16 protein-coding genes are annotated in these 22628 nt (G+C 62.6%); 6 read left to right on the top strand and 10 right to left on the bottom strand.

Annotated elements, in window-relative coordinates:
* Nucleotides 1–57: 57 nt before the first annotated feature.
* Genes AC07TV_RS09740 through AC07TV_RS09760 form a run of 5 tightly spaced genes read right to left on the bottom strand, consistent with a single transcriptional unit; the run spans nt 58 to nt 9007 of the window.
* The gene (locus tag AC07TV_RS09740; protein WP_494648197.1) at nt 58–1515 is read right to left on the bottom strand and encodes a complex I subunit 4 family protein; all 1458 of its coding nucleotides are present in this window, start codon (nt 1513–1515) and stop codon (nt 58–60) included.
* Nucleotides 1512–3011, bottom strand: coding sequence for a complex I subunit 4 family protein (locus AC07TV_RS09745; RefSeq protein ID WP_494648198.1), 1500 nt, complete (start codon nt 3009–3011; stop codon nt 1512–1514). Before AC07TV_RS09745 ends, AC07TV_RS09740 begins: the two co-directional genes overlap by 4 nt.
* Entirely contained in the window at nt 3008–4534 is a 1527-nt protein-coding gene (locus tag AC07TV_RS09750; protein WP_494648199.1) for a proton-conducting transporter transmembrane domain-containing protein, read from the bottom strand. The genes AC07TV_RS09745 and AC07TV_RS09750 overlap by 4 nt, the downstream gene beginning before the upstream one ends.
* Nucleotides 4531–7569: a DUF2309 domain-containing protein gene (locus tag AC07TV_RS09755; protein ID WP_494648200.1), complete on the bottom strand. Its 3039-nt coding sequence runs from the start codon at nt 7567–7569 to the stop codon at nt 4531–4533. The genes AC07TV_RS09750 and AC07TV_RS09755 overlap by 4 nt, the downstream gene beginning before the upstream one ends.
* A gap of 1 nt (nt 7570) precedes the next feature.
* Nucleotides 7571–9007, bottom strand: a complete 1437-nt coding sequence (locus AC07TV_RS09760) for a complex I subunit 4 family protein (protein ID WP_494648462.1) — start codon at nt 9005–9007, stop codon at nt 7571–7573.
* 210 nt (nt 9008–9217) lie between these two features.
* Here AC07TV_RS09760 and AC07TV_RS09765 point away from each other — a divergent pair, with 210 nt between their 5' ends.
* From AC07TV_RS09765 to AC07TV_RS09775, 3 genes are all read left to right on the top strand, one after another.
* Nucleotides 9218–9817, top strand: coding sequence for a peroxiredoxin (locus tag AC07TV_RS09765; RefSeq protein WP_494648201.1), 600 nt, complete (start codon nt 9218–9220; stop codon nt 9815–9817).
* Between the two features lie 136 nt (nt 9818–9953).
* A complete protein-coding gene (locus AC07TV_RS09770; protein WP_494648202.1) occupies nt 9954–10541 on the top strand; it encodes a response regulator in 588 nt (195 codons plus the stop codon).
* A 91-nt stretch (nt 10542–10632) separates the two neighbouring features.
* Nucleotides 10633–12150, top strand: a complete 1518-nt coding sequence (locus AC07TV_RS09775; RefSeq protein ID WP_494648203.1) for a methyl-accepting chemotaxis protein — start codon at nt 10633–10635, stop codon at nt 12148–12150.
* A gap of 138 nt (nt 12151–12288) precedes the next feature.
* Here AC07TV_RS09775 and AC07TV_RS09780 read toward each other — a convergent pair whose 3' ends face one another.
* From AC07TV_RS09780 to dnaE, 3 genes are all read right to left on the bottom strand, one after another.
* Nucleotides 12289–12984 carry a PEP-CTERM sorting domain-containing protein gene (locus AC07TV_RS09780; RefSeq protein ID WP_494648204.1) on the bottom strand — a complete coding sequence of 232 codons (696 nt, stop codon included), beginning with the start codon at nt 12982–12984 and terminating at the stop codon, nt 12289–12291.
* Nucleotides 12985–13255: 271 nt separating this feature from the next.
* Entirely contained in the window at nt 13256–13726 is a 471-nt protein-coding gene (locus AC07TV_RS09785; protein ID WP_494648205.1) for a WbuC family cupin fold metalloprotein, read from the bottom strand.
* On the bottom strand, nt 13723–17202 hold the full coding sequence (dnaE, locus tag AC07TV_RS09790; protein WP_494648206.1) for a DNA polymerase III subunit alpha: 3480 nt from the start codon (nt 17200–17202) through the stop codon (nt 13723–13725). Before dnaE ends, AC07TV_RS09785 begins: the two co-directional genes overlap by 4 nt.
* Before the next feature lie 1239 nt (nt 17203–18441).
* On the opposite strand from dnaE, the gene AC07TV_RS09795 reads away from it, so the two are divergent.
* The 3 genes from AC07TV_RS09795 to AC07TV_RS09805 are packed head-to-tail and all read left to right on the top strand — an operon-like array spanning nt 18442 to nt 20925.
* On the top strand, nt 18442–19230 hold the full coding sequence (locus AC07TV_RS09795) for an enoyl-CoA hydratase (protein WP_494648207.1): 789 nt from the start codon (nt 18442–18444) through the stop codon (nt 19228–19230).
* A 37-nt stretch (nt 19231–19267) separates the two neighbouring features.
* Complete coding sequence (locus AC07TV_RS09800) at nt 19268–20371, top strand: exo-alpha-sialidase (protein WP_494648208.1); 1104 nt, start codon at nt 19268–19270, stop codon at nt 20369–20371.
* Nucleotides 20368–20925: a hypothetical protein gene (locus tag AC07TV_RS09805; protein WP_494648209.1), complete on the top strand. Its 558-nt coding sequence runs from the start codon at nt 20368–20370 to the stop codon at nt 20923–20925. The genes AC07TV_RS09800 and AC07TV_RS09805 overlap by 4 nt, the downstream gene beginning before the upstream one ends.
* 54 nt (nt 20926–20979) lie before the next feature.
* Here AC07TV_RS09805 and AC07TV_RS09810 read toward each other — a convergent pair whose 3' ends face one another.
* Both AC07TV_RS09810 and AC07TV_RS09815 read right to left on the bottom strand, forming a co-directional pair.
* The gene (locus AC07TV_RS09810; RefSeq protein WP_494648210.1) at nt 20980–21927 is read right to left on the bottom strand and encodes an SdiA-regulated domain-containing protein; all 948 of its coding nucleotides are present in this window, start codon (nt 21925–21927) and stop codon (nt 20980–20982) included.
* A 15-nt stretch (nt 21928–21942) separates the two neighbouring features.
* Nucleotides 21943–22626 carry a lamin tail domain-containing protein gene (locus AC07TV_RS09815; RefSeq protein WP_494648211.1) on the bottom strand — a complete coding sequence of 228 codons (684 nt, stop codon included), beginning with the start codon at nt 22624–22626 and terminating at the stop codon, nt 21943–21945.
* Between the last annotated feature and the right edge of the window lie 2 nt (nt 22627–22628).

Here is a 22628-nt window from a genome sequence, read left to right on the forward strand (position 1 = left end):
TCAACCGTAAAAAACAGCCAAAATCGAAATCTTCCGATTGCCTGCTTGCGGCGCCTTCTAGCGTTGCAAGCCCGCCGCCCAGGCTTCAGCCGCTGGCCTGACAATTTCGATCCATGGCCCGGGGTAGATGCCGATGGTGGCGATCATGACAATCAGCGCCACCAACACAGCCCATTCGCGCGGCCGGAGGTCGCTGGCGTTGGCCACCGCGGCCCGGCTTACCGGGCCGAAAAAGGCTTTGCGATAGAGCGACAGGAAGCCGCCGGCCGCGATGGAGAGGCCGAACAGCGCGGCCATGCCGGCGCCGGTGTGGCTTTGCAGGGCGGCGATGATGAGCATGAATTCACCGGGGAAACTGCTCGTGCCTGGCATGCCGACGCCGGCCAGGCCGCAGATCAGGAAGCCTGTGGCGAGCAGCGGCATGGTTTTGGCCGCACCGCCCAGCGCGTTGACGTCGGTTGAGCCGGTACGCTGGCGCAGGAATTCGAGCAGCACGAAAGCCCCGCCGGTTGCCACCGAAAAACTGAGCAGCAGCGACACCGCGCCCTGCGCCGCCTGCGCCGTGTAGGAAGCCAGGCCGAGCACGGCCAGCCCGACGTGGCAGATGCTGGCGTAGGCCAGGCCGAGGCGCAGGTTGCTCTGGGCCAGCATACCGACCGCGCCGTAGAGAATGGCGACGGTGCCCAGCCCGGCGAGCAGCCAGTGCAGGTCGAGCGCCGCCTGCGGCGCGAGCGGAATGGCGAAGCGGATCAGGCCGAAGGCACCGAGCTTGAGGCCGACGATCAGGGCCGTCAGCGAACCGGGCGCGGCCAGCGCAAACTGCGGCAGCCAGGTATGGAGCGGGACGAGCGGCACCTTTACGCCAAAACCGAGCAGGCAGAGCAGGAACACCGCCGTCTGCGTCGATCGCGGCAGCGGAGTAGCAAGCAGGACTGTCAGGTCGAAAGTCGGCACCGGCTGGCTGGTGGCGAGGATGACGAAGGCGATGAGCAGCGGAATACCGCCGGCCAGCATGATCAGGAAATAGCGCGCCGCGGCGTGGGCGCTGCCGCCGGTCACGCCCCAGCGGCCGAGAAGAAAATAGAGCGGGACCAGCGTCAGTTCCCAGAAGACGAAGAACAGCGCCGTATCGAGGGCGCAGAAAATCCCCAGTGTCGCCATCTCGAACAACAACAGCAGGCTGAAATGCAGGCGTGGCGCATCGGGCACGGCGTTCCAGCTGGCGACCAGCGAGCCGAGGAAAAGCAGCGCGGTGGCCGGCAAAAACAGCACGGAAATGCCGTCGACCGCGACCAGGTAATGAATATTCAGGCTGGCGATCCACGACACCCGTTCGAGCAGCTGGAAACGCGCCCCGGCCGGGTCGTAGGCGACCAGTGCGGCGGTGGCCAGAGCCAGCGTGACGAGCATGGAGAAGGCCACGACATGGCGCGTCGCCCGCGTCGGCAGCAGCCAGATCGCCGCGATGCCGCCGAGCGGCAGGAACAGGAGCAGGGAGAGCAGCGGCAGGCTCATCGCACGAACCTCGCCGCGGCCGCCTGGCTGGCCGTTTCGGTCAGGTACAGCCAGGGTTCGGTGAAAAAGCCGATGGCCAGCATGGCGGCCAGCGCGATGCCGCAGACGACGTATTCCATCGGCAAGGTGCGGTCGACATCGTGGCCACCGGCTTTCGCCTGCGACAGGAAGGCCCGCTGAAAAGCCCAGAGCAGGAAACCGGCCGCCGCGACGTTGCCGAGGGCCGTCGCCACCGTCGGCAGGGCGCCGAATTTGTCGATGGAAGCTTCGAGAATCAGGTGAGCGGCATCGAAACCCGGCGTGCCGGGCATGCCGACGATGGCCAGGCCGAAAGTCAGGAAGGCGATGGCGAGGAAGGGAATGCGCTCGAACAGGCCGGACAGTTCGTGCAACTCGGTCGTCCCGGTGCGCCGGAAGACGAAGCCGACGATGAACCACATACCGGTCACCGCCAGCCCGAAGTTGGCGGCGAGCAACATGGCGCCCTGGATACCAGACTCATGCAGACTGAACAGGCCGATGACGAGCAGGCTGGTGTGGCTGACTACGGCAAAAGCCAGCAGGCGGCGCAGGTTGCTTTGCTGGAAAGCCAGCGCCGCCGTGAAAAAGACGCCAGCCATGGCGAAGCCGACGACGTAGGGCTGCCAGGTTTCGACCGCCGCCGGGGTCAGCGGCAGGACGAAACGCATCATGCCGTAGATGCCGACCTTGACGCCGACCATGAGCGCCGGGGCAACGGCGATCAGGCCGTGTTGCGCCATGTTGGGCAGCCAGCCGTGCAGCGGGAAGAGCGGCGTGCGCACGGCCAGGCCGTAGAACAGCAGGTAGAAGGCGGCGGTCTGGAACTTGCCAACCGGCACGGCGCCGACCAGATCGAAGAGATCGAAGCTCCATCGGCCACCGGTTGCCTCGGCGTGGCCCCAGCCGAGCACCAAGCAACCGGCCGCGAAGAGCACCCAGCCGAAGGCCTGATACTGGACGAAGCGAGCCAGGGCATGGATTTCAGCCCGCGACGAGGCCCAGCGGCGGAGCAGGAAAACCACCGCCCACAATTCGAGGGCCGAGAAGGCGGCGAACCACGCCACATTGACCGTCACCAGCATGCCGACCAGCCCGGCTTCGGCCAGCAGCAGGACGGCAAACAACCGGCCCGGCGAAATCATGCCGCGACTCATGCCGTAGAGCGTCATGAGCAAAGTGAGCAGGGCGACGAGCAGCAAAAAGAGCAGGCTCAGGCCGTCGACCGCGACGTGGTAGGCCAGCGGCGCGAAGCGTTCAGCCAGTTGCAGGGCGGGCAGGGTCGGGTTGATGTGGCTGACGGCGACGATGCAAAGCACCAATTCGCCCAGCGCGAAGACCTTGCCGAGCGTGACGCCGGTTCGCCGCTCGTTGAGGGCATAGACCACGGCCGCGCCGAGCAGCGGCAGCAGTTGCAGGGCGAGGAGCAGCGGCAGGCTGGCTTGCTCGGTCCAGAAGATTTCGGTCAGGCCGCTCACAGGATCACCACGAAAGTCGCCATCACGGCCATCATGAGGTAGCGCGGCTGTTCAAGCAGGTTTTCCAGCGTGCGCAGGTAGGCGCCGGCCCGGTGCATGAGCTTTTCGGCGGTGCCGCCCTTGCCGCGCAGCAACAGGCGGTATTCGATGCGTTGCAGGACATCCGAGGCCCAGGCCAACAGGCGCCCCGGCAAGCCATCGACTATGACCAGCGGGCGGTCGGCATGAACTGCCTTGCCCTGCCCTGGCTGGCCGATGGCGTGGTCGATGAAATGCTCTTCGAAGGCGTGGGCATCGCGCGAGAAGGATGCCGTCGGCTGGACGAACAGCGTATCGGCCAGCTTGTCGAGCCAGAAACGTTGCAGGGCGGCGGTGTACAACAACTGATTGTTGCGCAGCCAGGCCGGCGGCGGAGGCGGCCGCTCGCGGGTGATGACCAGCCACGATGGCGCGACGAGGAACTGCCAGACCCGCCAGCCGGCATGCAGGCAGAGATGGACGAGGGCCAGCGTCGTCCAGCCGAGGCCGATGGAAACGAACATCAGCGAGACCTGGAACAACGTCGCGAAGATCAGCGCCGACTTGACGTCGGTCTGCACCAGACCACACAGCCAGGCGTAGATGGCCGTCAGCGCACCGGCGACGACGAGGCCGAACATGACGTCGGGCACCTGGAGGAGCAATGGTTCGAGACGCAGCATCAAATAGACGCCGGCATGGACCATGACCGCGCCGTAGAAGATGGCCGACGATGGCGTCGGCCCTTCGAGCGCCTTGGTGATCCACGCCGAGAAAGGCAGTTGCGCCGATTTGGCGAGCGCCGCGATGACGAAGCCGATGACCAGCAGACGGTCATTGACGACGCTGATCTGCGAGGCTTTCGAGAGCAGCGTCCACTCGAAACCGCCGAGCCAGGTGGCGGCCAGGCCGAGGGCGAGCAGAAAGCCGGCATCACCGCCGCGATTGGTGACGAAGGCGAACAGCGCGTTGCCGGTCGCCACCGGCCGATGCCAGGCGTAGCCGATGAGCAGGAAGGACGAGACACCGCACATTTCCCAGCCAACGAAGGCGAGCAGCCCGTTACCGGCGAGCAGGACGAGCTGGATGCCGGCCAGGAAGAAACTCAGCGCGATGAAGAAGCGATGGAAGCCGGCCTCGCGGTGCAGGTAATTGGCCGAAAAGCGGATGACCAGCCAGCCGATCAGCGCCGTCAGCGTACCCAGCGTCAGCGACAGTGGGTCGAGCATGAAGGAGAAGGTGGCCTCCCAGTTGCCGTTGCCGAACCAGTGGGCGAGGCGAAGGTGGCCGGGGGGCGCGTCGATCAGTGCCAGGGCATCGATGGCGAGGAGCAGCACGAGGCCGCCGAAAGCGGCGAGCGACGACAGCCGGGCGGTGAGCGGCTCGGCGGCATCGCCGGTGGCGGTGCCGAGCAGGACGCGGGCGGCATTGATGACGACGGCGACCAGCGGCAGGACGGGGACGAGCCAGATCCATTCGGGCAGGTTGGCGAGCAGCGGGATCATCGAACGCCTCCGAGAATGATCGCCGGCGCCAGCGGCTCCGACTCCCCAGCGAACCAGTCGGCCGAATGCGCGACCTGCGGCAGCACGGCCTTGCCGGACCACGGCAGCCAGCCGCGGCGCGGGCAGTAAAGTTCAATTGCTGCGGTCGACGGCGATTTGGCGGCCAAAACGATCCATTCGTTGTTGATCAGTTCCTGCAGCGGCGGCTGGCGATTGAGGATGGCGGTCAGGCGCTCCGTGGTCTGTTCGACAACGACGAGCAGGCGCATCGGCTCGTGGATTTCGACCATCTGCCAGGGCAGGCCGGTGCGCAGGTCGGAATCGGCGCCTTCCATGACGCCGAACAGGCCGGTGATGTTGTGGGTGATTTTCGAGCCGCAGCCGAAATGCTCGTTGTCGACGGTCGAGAAATAGTATTCGAGGGCGATGCCGGCGCCGACCGGGCCGGCGGCGAGCAGGATGTCTTCGACGATGGCGCCGTCGTCATCGCTGGCCGGGTCGTAGGAAATCAGGAAGACCCGACGATCAAGAAAGAGGCCACGACTCATTTCGCGCCGGCCAATGAAGGCCGCGGCGTTGGTGGCGTGGCCGAGTTCCGGCCGGGCCTGGGAAATGTCGCTGGCCCGGCCGAGCATGTGCTGGCGGGCTTTCCATGGCGTTGGGCGCACTGGCGCCGAGGCCAGGCGTCGGCAGCGCTCGGCCGCATGCGCCCGGCAGGCTTCGCCGATCTGGGCCAGCAGCGTATCGAGCGCGGCATGGAAATGTTCCGGCACGGTGTCGAGGTCGTACCACTCGACGCCGTCGTCGCAGGTGTTGTGCTCGGCGGCGATGAACCAGGTGCTTTCGGGAATGAGCAGACCATGCGCGGCCAGTCCGGCGCGTACTTCGGGGCGATTGGCCATGGCGGCGAAGATCCGCGCATTCGGCCCGCCGTGTTTGCCCGAGCAGGCGCCGCAGTCGTAGGCCGAGAGGTGGGGATTGTTGCGGCTACCCGAGCCATGGCCAAAGATCAGGATGAGCGGGGCAAAGTCTCTGGCCAGGCCGATCATGCGCAGGAAATCTTCGACGTACTTGATCTGCTCGGCATCGGTCAGGCCCAGCTGCGGCTGTTCGGGCGTCGCCTCGGCTTGCCGCTCGGCGGTCAGCTGGAGCCGGGTCGGCAGTCGGCCATCGTATTGCTCGCGCCAGCGTCGGGTCGTTTCGCCGAACCAGCCCGGGGCCAGCGTCATCGCCGTCAGCGCGGCCAGCGCCGGCAGACTGCCCAGCGCGGTCAAAATCGGGCCGGCCACGGCGCGCCGGCGCGTCGCCTGATAGAAGCGTTCGCGCCAGTGCAGACGCCTTTCGCGGCGGGCGGCGCGTTGGCCCTGTTCGATTTCGGCACCGGCGACGCCCAGTTCGCGGACGAGTTGCGTCGGCCGCACGACGACCGGGCAGAGCGCTGTCCGGCCGGCATCATCCAGCCCTTGCCAGTAGATCGGCACGCCGAAGAAGCCGACGGCGCCGAAGGTGACAATGTCCGGGGAGATTTCTTCGAGGTGGCGGCGGGTGCCCTCCTCGCGGTCGTCCATGCACATGACGACCTGGGCCGACGGGGTGGCCGGCGCGGCCTGGCGCGGATGGTTGGCGGTCAGCGCCGAGAACAGTTGTTCGCGGTAATGGCGTTCGTAGGCGAGCAGCCAGATCTGGCTGCGCTGTGCGGGGCTCAGACTGCCGGCACACGATTGCAAGGCGGCGACTTCTTCGCGGCTCAGCGTCTGCACGTCGGCCAGCGACAGGGCGAGCGGCCGGCTCAAGGCGGCCAGTTGCCAGGCGGTGTTATCAGCCTGGGCGCTGTGCATGGCCGGAGCGATGGCTTCGGCCAGATGGCGCCAGTCTTCGACATCGACATGCCCATTGCGGGCCAGATCGACCAGGCAGGCAGCGCGGCCTTGCAGTTCTTCGGGTAGCCAGGCGTGGTGGCGCGCCTCGCGAACGAGGAATTCATCGGGACGAGCGGCGTAGTGCTCGGGCAGTTCGGCCAGATGCAGCGGTCCGCCGGCCAGGCGGCGCAGCAGGTCGTCGGCAAGCAGGCGTTCGAGCAGGACGCGCACGGCGAGGTATTCGAGCATGGCTACCGGCGTGCCGTCGCCGCGCGCCGGGTGGCGGTCGCGCCAGAGGACCATGCCGGACCAGCCAGGCAACTCGAGGCTCAGACGCTGCAGGTAGCCGGGCCACAGGCTTTCGTCGGCGATCAGGCGCGGCAGTTCTTCGAGCAGGACGTCGATCGGGCTGTCGGGCAGGTGCAAAATTTCGTCGCGGACATTGGGCAACTCGTCCATTTCCCAAGCCAGATCGAAGCCGGCACTGGCCCGCCAGGCGGCGAAAAAGCCCTGCCCCTGCGCCGGGTTGCGCCAGGCCGCGACGCCGAGGTCGAGATGCGCCGCAAGGTGACGCTGCAGGATGCTGCGCACGCGCTCGAGCACGTCCTCGCCACTCAGGTATTCGAGCAGGCCGCGCCAAGTCCAGGATTTGCCGACCCGGCCACAGAGTTCGGCCCAGCGGGCCTGCGCCTGTTGCTGCCAGGACGAGACATGGGCCGGGGCCGGCTGTTCCACGGTCAACCGGGAAAAATGGCTGAAAATGAAATCGTCGTCGAGGCCCGTTTCGCGCTGCAGCCAGCCCAGACGACGGGCATCGGGCACCTCGCTGCCGGCCATCAGGCTGGCGAGCAGGACATCGCGCCGGCTCAGGGCGCGGATCAAGGATTCGTCGAGATCGGCGACGCCAAAATCGTCGAGGGCAGCATTCAGGTCGTCGGCGCTGATCCGCCCATTGGCCAGACATTCGCGGAATTTCGCCTCCGGCCACCAGGTCGCCGCCCCGGTCAGCGCCGAAGCTGCCGACAGCGCTTCGGCGAAGGGCAAATGCTGGAAGCCGTGCAGCGTGTTGTGATGGACAAAATCGCGAATCGGCGCCTGCGCCGGTAGCACATGGGTCAGATGCTCGACCCAGTGGGCCAGGCGCTCGCGGATAGGCAAGTCGTCTTCGGCGCTCATCTCATGTCCCGAACAGTCGGGCGACCTGGCCGACACTGCCGGCGATCAGGTCGAGCAAAGGCGCCGGCCAGACACCAAGGCCAAGGATGCAGGCAGCCAGCAAGCCCGCCGCCACCGCCTCGGTCCGCGTCATGTCCGGCAGGTCCATAGTCTTGCCTCTCAGGCACAGGCGACCGATGACGCGCAGGCTGTAGGCGGCGCCGATGAGCATGGCCAGGCAAAGGATGAGCACCCAGCCGCCCCAGCGCTGATAGCCGCCGACCAGCGCGTGCAGTTCGGCGATGAAGCCGGCACTGCCCGGCAGGCCGATCGCAGCGAGCAGCCCGAAGGCCGTGAAGAAAGCGAAGCGTGGCGCCTTGCCGAGCAGCGAGCCATAGTCGGCCAGATCGCGGCTGTGCGTACGCTGGTAGAGCAGGCCGACAATCAGGAAGAGCAGACCGGCGGTCAGCCCGTGCGCCACCATCTGCATGACAGCACCAGTCAGGCCGGTAACATTGAGCGTGGCGATGCCGAGCAGCACGATACCCATGTGCGAAATCGACGAATAGGCAACCATGGCTTTCAAATCCTGCTGGCGCCAGGCGAGGATGCCGCCATACAGCAAACTGATGAAGGCAATGACGACCAGCCAGTCCTGCGTCGCCAGCAGCGCCGCGGGCAGCGTTTCGGCAGCACGGATCAGCCCGTAGGCCCCCATCTTGAGCAGCACGCCGGAGAGCAAAATGGACACCGGGCTGGGCGCCTCGACGTGGGCCAGCGGCAACCAGCCGTGTAGCGGAAAGACCGGCATCTTTACGCCGAAGCCGATGAAAAACCCGGCGAAGATCAGCAATTGCGTATTGAGCGGCAGGCCGCGCCCGCCCTCGGCCATGTCGGCCATCGCAAAACTGTGGCCGGGCGCCGCGTCATACAAAAAGAGCAGCGCGACAAGCATGAACACCGAGCCGCCCAGCGTGTACAAAAAGAAATTGAGCGCCGCGCGCTGCCGGTTCGGCCCGCCCAGCCGGTCGATCAGGAAAAACAGCGGCAGTAGCGTCGCCTCCCAGAAGACATAAAAAAGTGACCAGTCGCGCGCCATGAAGACGCCGAACATCGCCGATTCGAGCAACAGCACCAGCACGAAATAAAGTCGCGCCCCCGCTTCCATGCGCCGCGACATCAGCACGGCAATCAGCGAAAGGAGCGCGGTCAGCAGCACCATGGCCAGCGAAATGCCATCGACACCAAGCGCAAAATAGGAACCAAGCCGGCGATTCCACGCCCGGCTCTCGAACATCTGCAGCGCCGGCCCGGCCGCCTCGAATTGCCCGGCCAGCCACAGCGCATAACCCAGCGCCCCGAGCGCAAAAGCCATCGCCACCTGCCACAGCGGCAGGGCCCGGCGCACCGGCAGAACGGCCAGCAGGAGCGCGCCCACCACCGGCAGAAAAACCAGCACCTTCAGCAAGTCCCGGCCCCTCCGCCAGTCTGCTCGGCTATCATTATTTTCATACCGGGATTATGCCAGCGACCCGCGCTTTCCGGACAAGCCAAGCCGCATACATCACGAGTTGTTCCGATGCGAATCCTGGTTTGACACGACATGCCAGCTTCGTTAAATTGGCCTTTTCCCCCCAACCGACAAACCACTTATTACAAGGAGTTCCCCATGGCCGTTCTCGTTGGCAAGCAAGCCCCGGATTTCACCGCCACCGCCGTATATGGCAACAATGAAATCAAGGAACTGAAGCTCTCCTCCTTCAAGGGCAAGCCCGTTGTCCTGTTCTTCTACCCGCTCGATTTCACCTTCGTCTGCCCGTCCGAACTGATCGCCTTCGATCATCGCCTGGAAGAATTCAAGCAGCGCGGCGTCGAAGTCATCGGCGTTTCCATCGACTCCCAATTCACCCACCTGGCCTGGAAGAACACCGCCATCAAGGACGGCGGCATCGGCCAGGTCGGTTACCCGCTGGTTGCCGACGTCAAGCACGACATCTGCCGCGCCTACGACGTCGAACTCGAAGCGGCCGGCGTTGCGCTGCGTGGTTCCTTCCTGATCGACAAGACCGGCGTGGTCATGCATCAGGTCGTCAACATGCTGCCGCTCGGCCGCAACATCGACGAAATGCTGCGCATGGTCGATGCCCTGCAATTCTTCGAAGAGCACGGCGAGGTCTGCCCGGCCGGCTGGAACAAGGGCAAGCCCGGTATGACTGCGTCGACCGAGGGCGTCGCCGCCTATCTGGCCAAGAACGCCAAGAAACTGTAACCAACGCTTTTGCCCACGGGCTGGGCATTTCCGGCAAAAACCCGAGAGCCAATACGTCTCGGGTTTTTTTTATTGTAGTTTCGCGCGATTACAGGATAAAATTTGGCGAATTTGTAATTTCAGCAAAGACAAAATCATGGCCGATTCCGAATATCTCAGCACCCGGCAAGCAGCCCTCCGTCTGGGTGTTTCCCTGGGCACCGTTCAGAACATGGTTGAAAGCGGCGCGCTCGAAGCGTGGAAAACAGCCGGCGGACATCGCCGGATTCCGGTTGCGTCTGTTGATGCCCTGCTCGCCCGCCGGCGCAACCTGACGCCAAGCGCCCAGGAATATGGCGGCCAGATCGAAATCCTCGTTGCCGAAGACGATCTGACCCTGCAAATGCTCTATCAGATGACTGTCGATAGCTGGAACCTGCCGGTCAAACTGCGCATCGTTGCCAATGGCTTCGATGGACTGCTGCAAGTCGGCCAGCGCGTTCCCGACATCCTGATCGCCGACCTCATGATGCCGGGCATGGATGGTTTCGAGATGATCCGCCGCCTGCGTGCCAATACTGATCTGGCGCGAATGGACATCATCGTCGTCAGCGCCATCGACCGCGACGAAATTCTCGAACGCGGCCTGCCGTCGGATATCACCGTTTTCGGCAAACCGATTCCCTTTCATGAAATCAAGGGATTCATCCTCGGCCGCCTGGCAGCACGCCAGCGCAGCAACTAAAAACCAATAGTGACGCCGCCCGACAGTATCGGGGGGACGATCACAACCGCACCGCAATCCCGTCCACTAAAAAAGATTCAGGAGACATACCATGGGATTTTTTGGCAATAGCGGCGCTCTCGAAAAGATCGACCGCGACATCGCGGCGATTGCTGACGGCAGCGCTGATCTTTCGTATTCGGTAGGGAATGTCGGGAACGACCCTGCCGGACGCATTTCCGCCAACATCAACCGTTTTTTCAGTCGCGTCCGCGGCCTGATTTCGCACGCTCGCGAACGCAGCGTCAGCATTGCTGCCGATGCCGCCCGGATGAACAGCCAGGTGCAGCAGACCGACGATGCAGTGCGCCGCCAGGAGGCTCTGGCCGCCAACGTCTTCGAGTCGAGCAATCTGGTCAATCAGGCGGTCAGCGAGGTGGCGCGGAATTCCGACGCGATCCAGGCCTCAACCCAGAACAACCTCGATCTCGCCCAGCGCTCGCTCGAGCAAATGGAAACCGTGGCCTCGACCATGCGGTCGACCAACGCCCACATCGAGCATTTCTCGTCGACGGTTGCCGAGTTGCACACCAACTCGATGAAAATCGACCAGATCGTGTCGCTGATCAACGACATTTCCGATCAAACAAATCTGCTGGCACTCAATGCCGCCATCGAAGCCGCCCGGGCCGGCGAGGCTGGCCGCGGCTTTGCGGTGGTCGCCGACGAAGTGCGAAAACTGGCGGAAAAGGTCAAGACGGCGACCCAAGTCATCGGCCAGAACACCCAGTCGATGATCAACCTCGTCTCCGACACCTCGGCCAAGACGCAGACCATCGTCAGCGAAGTGACGCGGGCCAACGGCTACATCGAAACCTCGGCAGCCGACCTGACGACCATGGTTGCTGATTTCAAGCAGACCACCGAGCAACTGTCCTCCATCTCGAGTGCGATTTACAACCTGCGCGAGAGCAATCAGACGATTCACCACGAAGTCGAAGGTATCCGCGATCACTCTCGCGACATCTCCGGGCGCATGAAACAGTGCCTGGACAGTGCCAAGACCTTGCGCGAATCGACCGAAGACCTGCAATGCACGCTGGCCGACTTCCGTACCGGCAACAGCATGTTCGACACCCTGCACGACAAGTGCGCCGGCTTCCGCGACAACGTCGTTGCCGTGCTGCAGCGAATGGCTGACCGCGGGGTCAATGTCTTCGATCAGGCCTACAAGGAAATCCCCGGCTCCAACCCAAAGCGTTACACGACGGCCTACGACAACCAGTGCGATGCCGAACTGACCCGTATGTACGACGACCTGCTACGTGACGTGCCAGGCCTGACCTATTCGCTGTCAGTCGACACCAACGGCTACGCTCCCGCCCACAACGGCGTGTTTTCCAACCAGCCGAGCGGGGATCCGGCCGTGGATCTGGTCAAATGCCGGCACAAGCGGATATTCAACGATCCGGTCGGCCTCAAGCTGGCCAAGAACCAGAAGTCCTCGCTGTTCCAGACCTACGTCCGCGACACCGGCGAAATCCTGGCTGACCTCTCGATGCCCATCATGATCGGCGGCCGCCACTGGGGCGCCGTGCGCATCGGTTTCAAGACCGATCTGGTCAAATAGAATCCGACCACCAAGGCCTGGCAAAAACAAGGGCAGCAGCCGACGGCTGCCCGATGGGTACATAAAAAAGCCTCTTGCACGCAAGAGGCTTTTTACTAACTACGCCATCCATCCGGATGGCGTCATCAGACCGATCTTTCAGACACCAATCCGGCGACGACGAACCATGGCGCCAACCACACCCAAGCCGGCGAGCAGCATGGCAAAGGATTGGGGTTCTGGAACAGCCGTCACGTTGATATCGAGGAGCACGCTCTTTTTCTCGATAAATGCGTAGCCACTGGCAGGGACGTAGGCACCGAGAATGTTTTCGATACTGACCACAGCCTTCCCGGTGGCAACCTGAACAATGCTGGCCAATGCGGTCCAATCCGTCGTAGCCAGATTGGCGAATGAACTGCTGGTTACATTCAACGGCATGGCCGATGCGATGCTATTGCTCAAGTTCACGTTGGCGTTGACCATGTCCTGGACGCGCAACTGTCCCAGAACAGCCACTTCACTACTTGCACCGATCTTGAAATAGTCACCCTTTTCGATCAGGTTGAAACCAGTCAGCTGGTAACCGGCGTCAGCCGTAATGGTCAGGGCGACAGTGGAATTGGTAAAGTCAAAGCCAGAACCGGTTTGAGCCGAAAAACCCGGGGTGCCGCTGGGGGAAAAGGCAAGATCACCCGAAGCGGTCAGCGTCGGGGTACCGAAGAGCCCGAGAAGGGAATCATCAAAACTGATGGTGTAGTTGCCGGCGTCCAGCGTCTGCGTTGCAGCCAGCGCACTGGTTGAGATCAAGGCCGTGGCGATTAATGCAGCCAGCGGTTTTAGTTGATTGAACATTAGCACTCCTGCAAAGGACTAGCGAAAGTAAAAGCGTTTGCAAAGACAATGCAAACGGAATGTCATACTAACAGCACAAATCCCAATGTCAATAACGATTTTGCATAGCAACATGTCGCCACTTAGCGACAAGCACTTAATTACATTGTGTATTTTTTATAATTACAAAATTCATGCTGCGCCGCAATATTTTTCAAAAATGACAATGTCAGCAATTGATATTACAGCGCACCTAGTCCGCTGATGAACCGAGTCACCAGAATTGGGCGACTCAGGCGAACAGGATCTGCAGTGCTTTCAGGTACACGAGGGCAGCAGGCGCTCCCTCGGCTGGCGCCCAGGGAGCGCGTTCGGTTTCGGCAATCGGCACGTAGGGGCCGGCCTTGGCCTCAAAGAAGACGGTGCCGGGTTCCAGCGCGAGAACCGTATGGAAAACGCCGTGCGGAATGTCGATGCCGATGGCCTCACCGCCTGCCTGTAGCACGATGCTACGGTCAACGGCATTTTCGGCCCGAAAAATGACAACTCCCAGTCGCCCACGGACGACAAGCAGTGTCTCATCCTTGTTGGGATCGAGGTGTCGGTGTGGAGCGACATATGAACCGGGCTCGATGGCAATCAGCAACCGGTGGGCCGGATAGGCGTCCCCCGGATGAAAGTTGCGGTGTTTGCGCAGACGGGGTGCGCCGTCGGCCTCGGCTGTCAGGTTATCGAGCAGCGCCCGGTCGATCAGCGTCGTCACGAATAGATTATTTCGACGTTTTCCGGCTGTAGCCAGCCTGACAAGGCTTCGAGCAAGGCGTCATCGAGCCGGACCCGCAGATCCTTGCCGAGTTGCAGTTCACACTCGGCATCGGCATTCCGGTAGCGCACGCGCACGTCTGCCGAACCCGGCGCGAACGGCGTCAACAAGGACTTCAGTTTGCGGGCATCGGAATTGCCGTTCATCTTGAGCAGCAAGTGCCGGGCGAAACGGGCGCGCGCTTCGCCCAGCGTCATGAGCTTGTCGGCGGTAACGCTGTTGCCGCCAGAAAAGTCGTCGTAGCGCACCTTGCCCTCAATGATCAGCACTTCGTCGGTGACGATCTTGGTACGTTCGGCTTCGAAGAGTTCGTTGAAAACGGTGACCTCGATCATCCCGGTGCCGTCGTCCAGTTGCACAAACAGCATCTTGCCGCGGCGGGTCATCTGGGTGCGCACGCCGACCACGACGCCAGCCAGCGTGGTCAGTTCCTTGGAGGGTTCCAACCGGTTGAGCGGCCGGCGCACGAAGCGTGACAGTTCTTTCTTGCAGGTGTTGTACGGATGGCCGGAGAAGAAGAAGCCGAGCGCCGTCTTTTCTTCCATCAACAGTGTCTTTTCGTCCCACGGGCGAACGTTGACGTATTCCGGCGCGTGTTCGTCGGCCACATCGCCGACGTCGAACAGGCTGGTCTGCATGGCGTTGCGTTCCATCTGCTCGGCAAAGTCCATGGCGATGCCGACGGTGGCCAGCAATTTGTGGCGATTCGGAAGCTTGGCACCCGCTTCGACCGGAGCGATGGCATCAAACGCGCCAGCCTTGATCAGCGCCTCTGTGGTCCGGCGGTTGACCATGCGCTTGTCGCAGCGCTGGCAGAAATCGAACAGATCCTTGAACGGGCCGCCCTCTTCGCGGGCTTTGAGGATCACGTTCACCGCCTGCTCGCCGGTGCCCTTGACCGCCCCCAGGCCGTAACGGATGGTGCCGCGGTCAACCGGCTCGAAACGGTAATTCGAGACATTGACGTCCGGCCCGAGCACCTTGATCTTGTTGGCGATGGTGTCTTCGTAAAAGATCTTCACCGAGTCGGTGTTGTCGAGGTCGGACGACATCGTCGCCGCCATGAAGGCCGCGCAGTGGTGCGCCTTGAGCCAGGCGGTGTGATAGGTGACGACGGCGTAGGCGGCAGTGTGCGACTTGTTGAAACCGTATTCCGCGAACTTGGTCATCAGGTCGAACAACTGCTCGGCGAGCGCCGGGTCATAGCCTTTTTCCTTGGCACCGGCGGCGATGGTCTCGCGGTGCTTGGCCATTTCCTCGGCCTTCTTCTTGCCCATCGCCCGACGCAGCATGTCGGCGCCACCGAGCGTGTAGCCGCCGATGATCTGCGAGATCTGCATCACCTGTTCCTGATACACGATGACGCCGTAGGTCGGCGACAGGCAGGCGGTCAGGTCGGGGTGGAAATAGTCGATCTTCTGCTGGCCCTTTTTGCGCAGGATGAAGTCATCGACCATCCCGGAACCCAGCGGGCCGGGACGATAGAGCGCGAGCACAGCGATGATGTCTTCGAAGCGGTCGGGCGCCAGCTTCTTGAGCAGCTTCTTCATGCCCTCCGATTCAACCTGGAAGATCGCCGTCGTATTGGCGTCCTTGAGGATCTGGTAGGCAGCCGGGTCGGTGAAGCCGAGCGACATGAGGTCGAGCTTCTCGCCGGTCATCCGGCGGATGTATTCGACGGCCAGCTCGATAATCGTCAAGTTGCGCAGGCCCAGGAAGTCGAACTTGACCAGGCCGACCTTCTCGACGTCATCCTTGTCGAATTGCGACACCGTAGACGCATCGCTGCCGGTGGCCTGATAGATCGGGCAGAAATCAGTGATCTTGCCCGGCGCGATCAGCACGCCCCCGGCGTGCATGCCGACGTTACGCGTCAAATCCTCAAGACGGCTGGCCAGGTCGAACAGTTCGCGGATGGTTTCGCCGTCGCCGTCGCCCTCCATCATCTCTCGTAGCTGCGGCTCCTGCTCCAGCGCCTCGGCCAGCGACACCGGCTTGTTCTGGACAATCGGAATCAGCTTGGAAATCCGGTCGCACATCGAATACGGCAGGCCGAACACGCGGCCGACGTCGCGGATCACCGCCTTCGACGACATGGTGCCGAAGGTGGCAATCTGACTGACCGCATCCTCGCCGTAGTGCTGGCGGACGTACTCGATGACGCGCCAGCGGTTGTCCTGGCAGAAGTCGATGTCGAAGTCGGGCATCGACACCCGTTCCGGATTCAGGAAGCGTTCGAACAGCAGGGCGTAGGCCAGCGGATCGAGGTCGGTAATGCGCAGGCTGTAGGCGACCAGCGAACCGGCGCCGGAACCCCGGCCCGGCCCGACTGGCACGCCGTTGTTCTTGGCCCAGTTGATGAAGTCGGCCACGATCAGGAAGTAGCCGGGGAAGCCCATCTGGAGAATGGTCTTGCATTCGAAGATAAGGCGCTCGTCGTATTCCGGCCGGCGCTGGGCGCGCACTTCCGGGTCCGGGTAAAGCTCGGCGAGGCGAACTTCCAGCCCCTTCTCGGCCTCATCGACCAGATATTCGCCGATGGTCATGCCCGGCGGGATCGGGAAATCGGGCAGGAAGTTCTTGCCCAGCGTCATCGTGATATTGCAGCGCTTGGCGATTTCCAGCGAGTTTTCCAGCGCCTCCGGCAGGTCGACGAACAACTCCGCCATCTCGGCCTGCGTCTTGAAATACTGTTCCTCGGTGTAGAGCTTCGGCCGCCGCGTATCGCCCAGCACGTAGCCTTCGGCAATGCAGACGCGCGCTTCGTGAGCGCGGAAATCATCGCGGTTCATGAACTGGATCGGATGCGTCGCGACCAGCGGAATGCCCGTTTCACCGGCCAGATCGGCCGTCTGCTGAACAATCGCCTCCTGCTGCGACTGGCCGTAACGCTGCACCTCCAGATAAAACGCGCCGGGGAAAATCGCCTCCCAGGCCTTGGCCCGCTGGCCGGCCAGATCGAAATTGCCGTTCAACAAGGCTTCGCCGACATCGCCGAGATGCGCCCCGGACAAGGCGATCAGCCCGTCGCAGCCGACCTCGCCAAACCAGTCGCGATTGAGTTCAGCCCGGTCACGCCGGCCTTCGACCAGATAAGCCTTGCTCAGCAACTGGCACAACTGCTTGTAACCGGCGTTATTGCGCGCCAGCAGCAGCAGGCGATAAGCATCGTCCGGCGACTCCGGATTGGCGATCCAGACATCCGCCCCGGCAATCGGCTTGACCCCCTTGCCGCGCGCCCCGGAATAGAACTTGACCAGCCCGAACAGATTGCCCAGATCGGTCAGCGCCATCGCCGGCATGCCATCCCCCGCCGCGCGCTTGACGGCATCGCCGATGCGGACAATGCCGTCGGTGACTGAATATTCGGAATGGAGGCGGAGGTGGACGTAGCGCGGCGAATTCATGGCCGACATTTTACCGCGGCCGGCCGGGGCGTTTCCGTTTAAGTGCGCCGAAGGGCATTGCTACGGTCAACCGGAAAAAATGGCTAAATTTGAAATCGGCAGCACGCGTCGACGCCACCCAGGAACGCGCGCCAAAAATGCCAATTGCAATTCCGGTCAATAATCCCTACTGTCCAGTTCGTCGCCAGGAAATTTCTGAAAACATGCAAGCAAACACTCATAACCCTTCCTGCACAATGACCTTTGGCTGTCCTATCTGCCAGCTTATTGGACAGTCCTCCGAATTAGGCGACAGCTTTGTCGTCTACTACTAGTTGGGGGCATTCATGTTTGCCGTGCTGATACTGCTGGTACTTCTGCTCGTTGCCCTGAACTCCTATGCCATATATGCCCTCGTCCACAGTCTGCGTTACGACCGTAGACAGAAGTTGCTTCAATTCCTACTAGTTTGGTTCGTGCCCATCGTTGGGGCACTTCTGGTTTGGTCGCTAGCCAGGGACAAACACACGGGGCGAGTCACGACCGATTTGACTGACAGAGCGGGTCTCGATGGTCACAAAATCCCAGATGGCGTGGGCGAAGGCATCGGCCGTGAGTAGCAACCTAAACTTTAGCGCCAGGGGGTTCGGCGAGCCTCATACCCCCAACCCGGCAGTCGAGCGGACCTCCGCGAAAAGCCGCGCAGTCCGCTCACTTCTACGTTGTACACCTTAGGTATGGCTCGCATTGCCGACTTCCTCCGCGCAAGAACAGGCTTCGAATTTTGCGTGTTCGCACTCTTCTCCTTCTCGTTCGTACAGGGGCTATTTACCGGAGAAGTTACCTTCGTTGGCCGGACATCAAGCTTCACAGTCAGTGTCAGTCGCGATCCGTGGTGGTATTGGCCGATCATGGCGTTTTCCTTTCTCTGTCTCATCGCGCTCGGAAATTCCGTGCATACGTGGGCGAGAAACAGGGGGCGCTGGTTCAAGCGATAAAGGGGATAAATGTAAACCTCGGGACAGACCACGATTTTCTAACGCAATACAGTAAGCCACCGCTGCTTGGCTGATCCCCAGCAACTTTCATTTTTGGCCGTTTTTTCCGGTTGACCGTAGCAACAGCCCCACTCCTCCAGAACTCAGCGTTTCTCCTGGCATACCTCGGCCATCGTCGCTACCAAGTCGGCGGCCCCGGCATGGAAGCCACCTCGCCTCCGGGGGTAAAATCAGCAAGCATTAATAAACCCAATAAACGATGGAGACACCCATGACCACCACCGAACCCCTCGTCCTGCGCACCGACCGTGCCGACGGCCTGACCACGCTGACCCTCAACCGTCCCGGCCAGTTCAATTCGCTGTCGAAGGACATGCTGACTGCACTGCAGGCGGAACTCGATGCCATCGCCGGCTCGAACGGCGTGCGCGTTGTCGTCATCGCCGGAGCCGGCAAGGCTTTTTGCGCCGGCCACGATCTCAAGGAAATGCGCGGCAATCACAGCAAGGAGTTCATGCGGGCGCTGTTCAAGCAGTGCGGCGAGTTGATGCTGAGCATCACGCGCATGCCGCAGCCGGTGATCGCCCGCGTGCACGGCATCGCGACCGCCGCCGGTTGCCAGCTGGTGTCGATGTGCGACCTGGCCGTCGCTGCCGATGTCGCCAAGTTTGCCGTGTCGGGCATCAACGTCGGGCTGTTCTGCTCGACGCCGGCCGTTGGCCTGGCCCGCAACCTCGGCCGCAAGGCGGCGCTGGAAATGCTGCTCACCGGCGAGTTCATCGACGCCATGGAGGCCAAGGCCAAGGGCCTGGTCAATCGCGTCGTGCCGCTCGATGCACTCGATGCCGAAATCGAACGGCTGGCCGGCAACATCCTCGGCAAGAGCGCCGTCGCCATCCGCATGGGCAAGGGCATGTTCTACAAGCAGCTCGAAATGGGCCTGAGCGAGGCCTACGACTACGCCGGCGAAGTGATGGCCTGCAACATGATGAGCGAGGATGCCGGCGAAGGCATCGACGCCTTCATGCAGAAGCGCAAGCCGGAATACAAGGGCTGCTGAGCGGGGCATCCAGGGAAGCGGGTTAGAATCCCGGCCCATGCCGCTTCCCACCCGCCCTCTCCTGTTGTTGCTATTCATTGGCGCACTGGCCGGCGCTTTCTGGCGCGCACCAAGGCCGGCCGCCCCGGCTTTCGCCCCGCCCCCCGCCGCCACGCCATCGACGCTGCCGGCGCTCTTCGTCAATGAAATGCTGTGGCGCGACGCCGGTTTGACGGCCGCCGCCCCCAACCTGACCGAATTGCCCGATGGCCGCATTGCCGCGGCCTGGCTGGCTGGCCCCGAGGACGCGATGACCGTCCATTTCAGCGTGCGCGATCGGGGCGGCTGGCGCAGCCCGGTGCAGATCGCCACGGCCGAAAGCACGGCCGGCGGCACCTTTGCCCAGATTGGCCGGCTCGGTAACCCGGTCCTCCATGCCGAAGGGAGCTGGCTGCACCTGTGGTATGCCAGCAGCACGCTGGGTAGCTCGATCAACCACAGCGTGTCGACCGATGGCGGCAAGAGCTGGACCAAGCCGGCCCGGCAGCAAACCTCGCCGTTCGCCAATTTCGGCGGCGCCGTCCACACCGCCCCCGTGCCGCTGGGCGACGGCGGACTGGGGCTGGCGATCAGCCACGACTTCATCGGTCAGCATGGCGAATGGCTGCGCCTGTCGGCGACCGGGCAAATTCTCGACAAGGCTCGCCTGCCTGGCGCGGGTGCCACGCTGCAACCCGCCGTCGCCGCCCTTGATGAACAGCGTGCGATAGCGGTCCTGCGCGATGCCGGCGGAGCGCCGGGTTCGGTGCGGGTGGCGACAACAGACGACGGAGGCCAGCACTGGCAGGCGGGCGAAGCCATCGCCGTGCCCAACCCGAATGCTTCGATAGCACTGCTCCGCCTGAAAAGCGGCCGGCTGCTGCTTGCCGGCAACCCGGCCAGCGGGCGGCAGGCCTTGTTGCTCTGGCTGTCGGCCGATCAGGGCAAGACCTGGCAGGAGGTGCGCACCGTCGAAACCGCCCCCGATGGCGGCGCCGACTACGGCAATCCGGCCCTGCTGCTCGGCCGCGATGGACGCATCCACCTCGCCTACGACTGGCGTCGGCAAGGCATCAAGCATGTCGTCCTCAGCGAAGCCTGGCTCGATGGAGGGCAGCCATGAACCTGCTGGCCGCCTACGGTCTACTCGCCCACGCCCTGATTTTCGGCGCCCTGACCGCACTTGTGCCCTTCGGCGAGCTGCGCGCCCGCGTCGCGCTGGCGGCGACCACGCTGGCGCTGGTGGTCGGCATTGCCCCCGGCATGCACGCCTATTTCGGAACGCCGTCACTGACTCTGGTGGCACTCGCCGTACTCCAACTGGCCGACAAAACGCCCTCGCCGCTGGGCTACCGCCCGGCCCTTGGCCTGCTCGCTTTCGCCGTGCCGTTCTATGCCGCCTCGCTCGGCCTAGGATCGTTCGATCCGTATGCCCTCGGCTACCAGCCGACACTGCTGCTGGCCGGGTTGCTGCCCCTCGGCCTGGCCTTGTGGTGGAAGCGGCTCGACGTCTGGCTGGCGATTCTCGCCATCGACCTCGCCGGCTACGCCAGCGGCGTTTTCGCCAACCTGTGGGATGTCCTGTTCGACCCCCTGCTGGGGCTGCTGGCACTGATTGTCGTCGTCCGCCAGATCACCATCCGCCGGCTGGCGACAAAAATCGGCAGCGCCGGCTGAGTCAACGACAACGGGGGCAGAGGCCCCCGTCTGTCTGGCAGAAAAATCCGTGGATCAGGCCGCCAGCTTCCTGCGGCGCGCCACGACACTGAGCAGGCCAAGACCAGCCAGCAACATGGCGTAGGTTTCCGGCTCGGGAACCGGGGCGGTCAATACGAACAGCTTCGAGTTCGGCATGCCGGAATCTTCCGCCACCAGATAGATCGTTCCCTTTTCGTCGACAGTCACGCCTTCGATGGCCTGATTCGTGACACCGCTGAGATCGAGGCTGCTCAACACCTGACCTGAACGGTTGATTTCGATAAGCTTCTTGGAGTCGAGGCTCAGAATCAGCAGATTGTCGGCCGCAGCGGTACCAACCAGGGCATCAATCGGGGAAAGCGTTTGCACGTCCGAGAAACTGTTGACCCCGAACAGTGAGGTCGTGCCCGAATACAGCGTGCTCATCGAAGAAACACCACCGCCCTGCGCGAACGTCAGGCCGCCAGCCAGCAAAGCCACCGGACCGTCCTGCTTGACCGAGACGAAGCTGCCATTGCGCGGATCGTAGCTGATACCTTCGGTACCGACATTGCCGACGGTGCTGCCGATTGACACGAATTCGGCATTGGCCAGGGTTACGCTGCCACCGGCCACATAGTTGAACTTGAACGCATCCTGCAGACGTTCTTCAGCAACAACCAGCACGCCATTGCCGAGGTAGGTCAGGCCCTCTGCGTCGTTGTTGGTGCTGCCGGTACCGGTCCAGTTGAAATTCATTTTGCCCAAGGTCTGGCCGGTCAGCGAGATTTCCACGACGCCCAGGCCTTCATCACCGACAAAAAACAGCGAGCCCCGGTCCCGCGCGTAGGTCACGGCAGAGGCTTCCAAACCCATCTCGGACAAGGTATCGAGGTTGTACGAAGCGGACACCTGGTAACGCGACAGGTCCAGAGAGGTCTGCGCCGATGCGGACAAGCTGGCGAATGCCAGCAGAGATGCAATTAATGTCTTCTTGATCATGCTATTTGCTCCGTCTCAAACTTTGCGGCGACGAACGAGACCAGCGATCAGACCGAGGCCAGCGAGCAACATGGCATAGCTGTCAGGTTCGGGCACTGGCGCGTAAATGAAAGTTCCGGGGTTGCCCAAGTCAACGCTGGAAACAGAGTAATAGGAACCATAAGCATCGCCGGCAGAGGCCAACACCCAGTTGGCGGTGATGGTGCCGGAGGTCAAATCGGTGACAGCCAGCGGGTTGCCGCTGGCATTCTGGGCGCGGATGGTGCCCGGAAAGGCGGAGTCGCCATAGGTCAGGCGGTCAACAAGAATGTCACCAGCAGCGTAAAGATTGATTTCGTCGCTGCGGCCCAGGTTATTGGTATTGCCGCCGATAACCTTGACGTTGGCGCCCAGGTTCCAGGCAGAACGAAACTCTGCCGCGGTAGCTTCGGTCAAAATAACCGACTCGCCTGCACCAACCAGACCAAAGTCGGACAGACTGACAGAGCCAGGTGTTCTGCTTGAGTCATCGAAAGACCAGCCGGAGAAATTCACGGCAACCGAACCCATGTTGGTGAATTCGATGTATTCCCCGGTCGTGCCAGTACCGTTGTACATCCATTCGGTAATCTGGATATCGGGAAGGGAAACAGTAGCGAACGCCGCACCAGGGCCGGCAATGGCCAAGGCGGCCGCAATAATGCGCAGGGACTTCTTCATGA

This window comes from Azonexus sp. GW821-FHT04F04 (genome assembly GCF_059420025.1).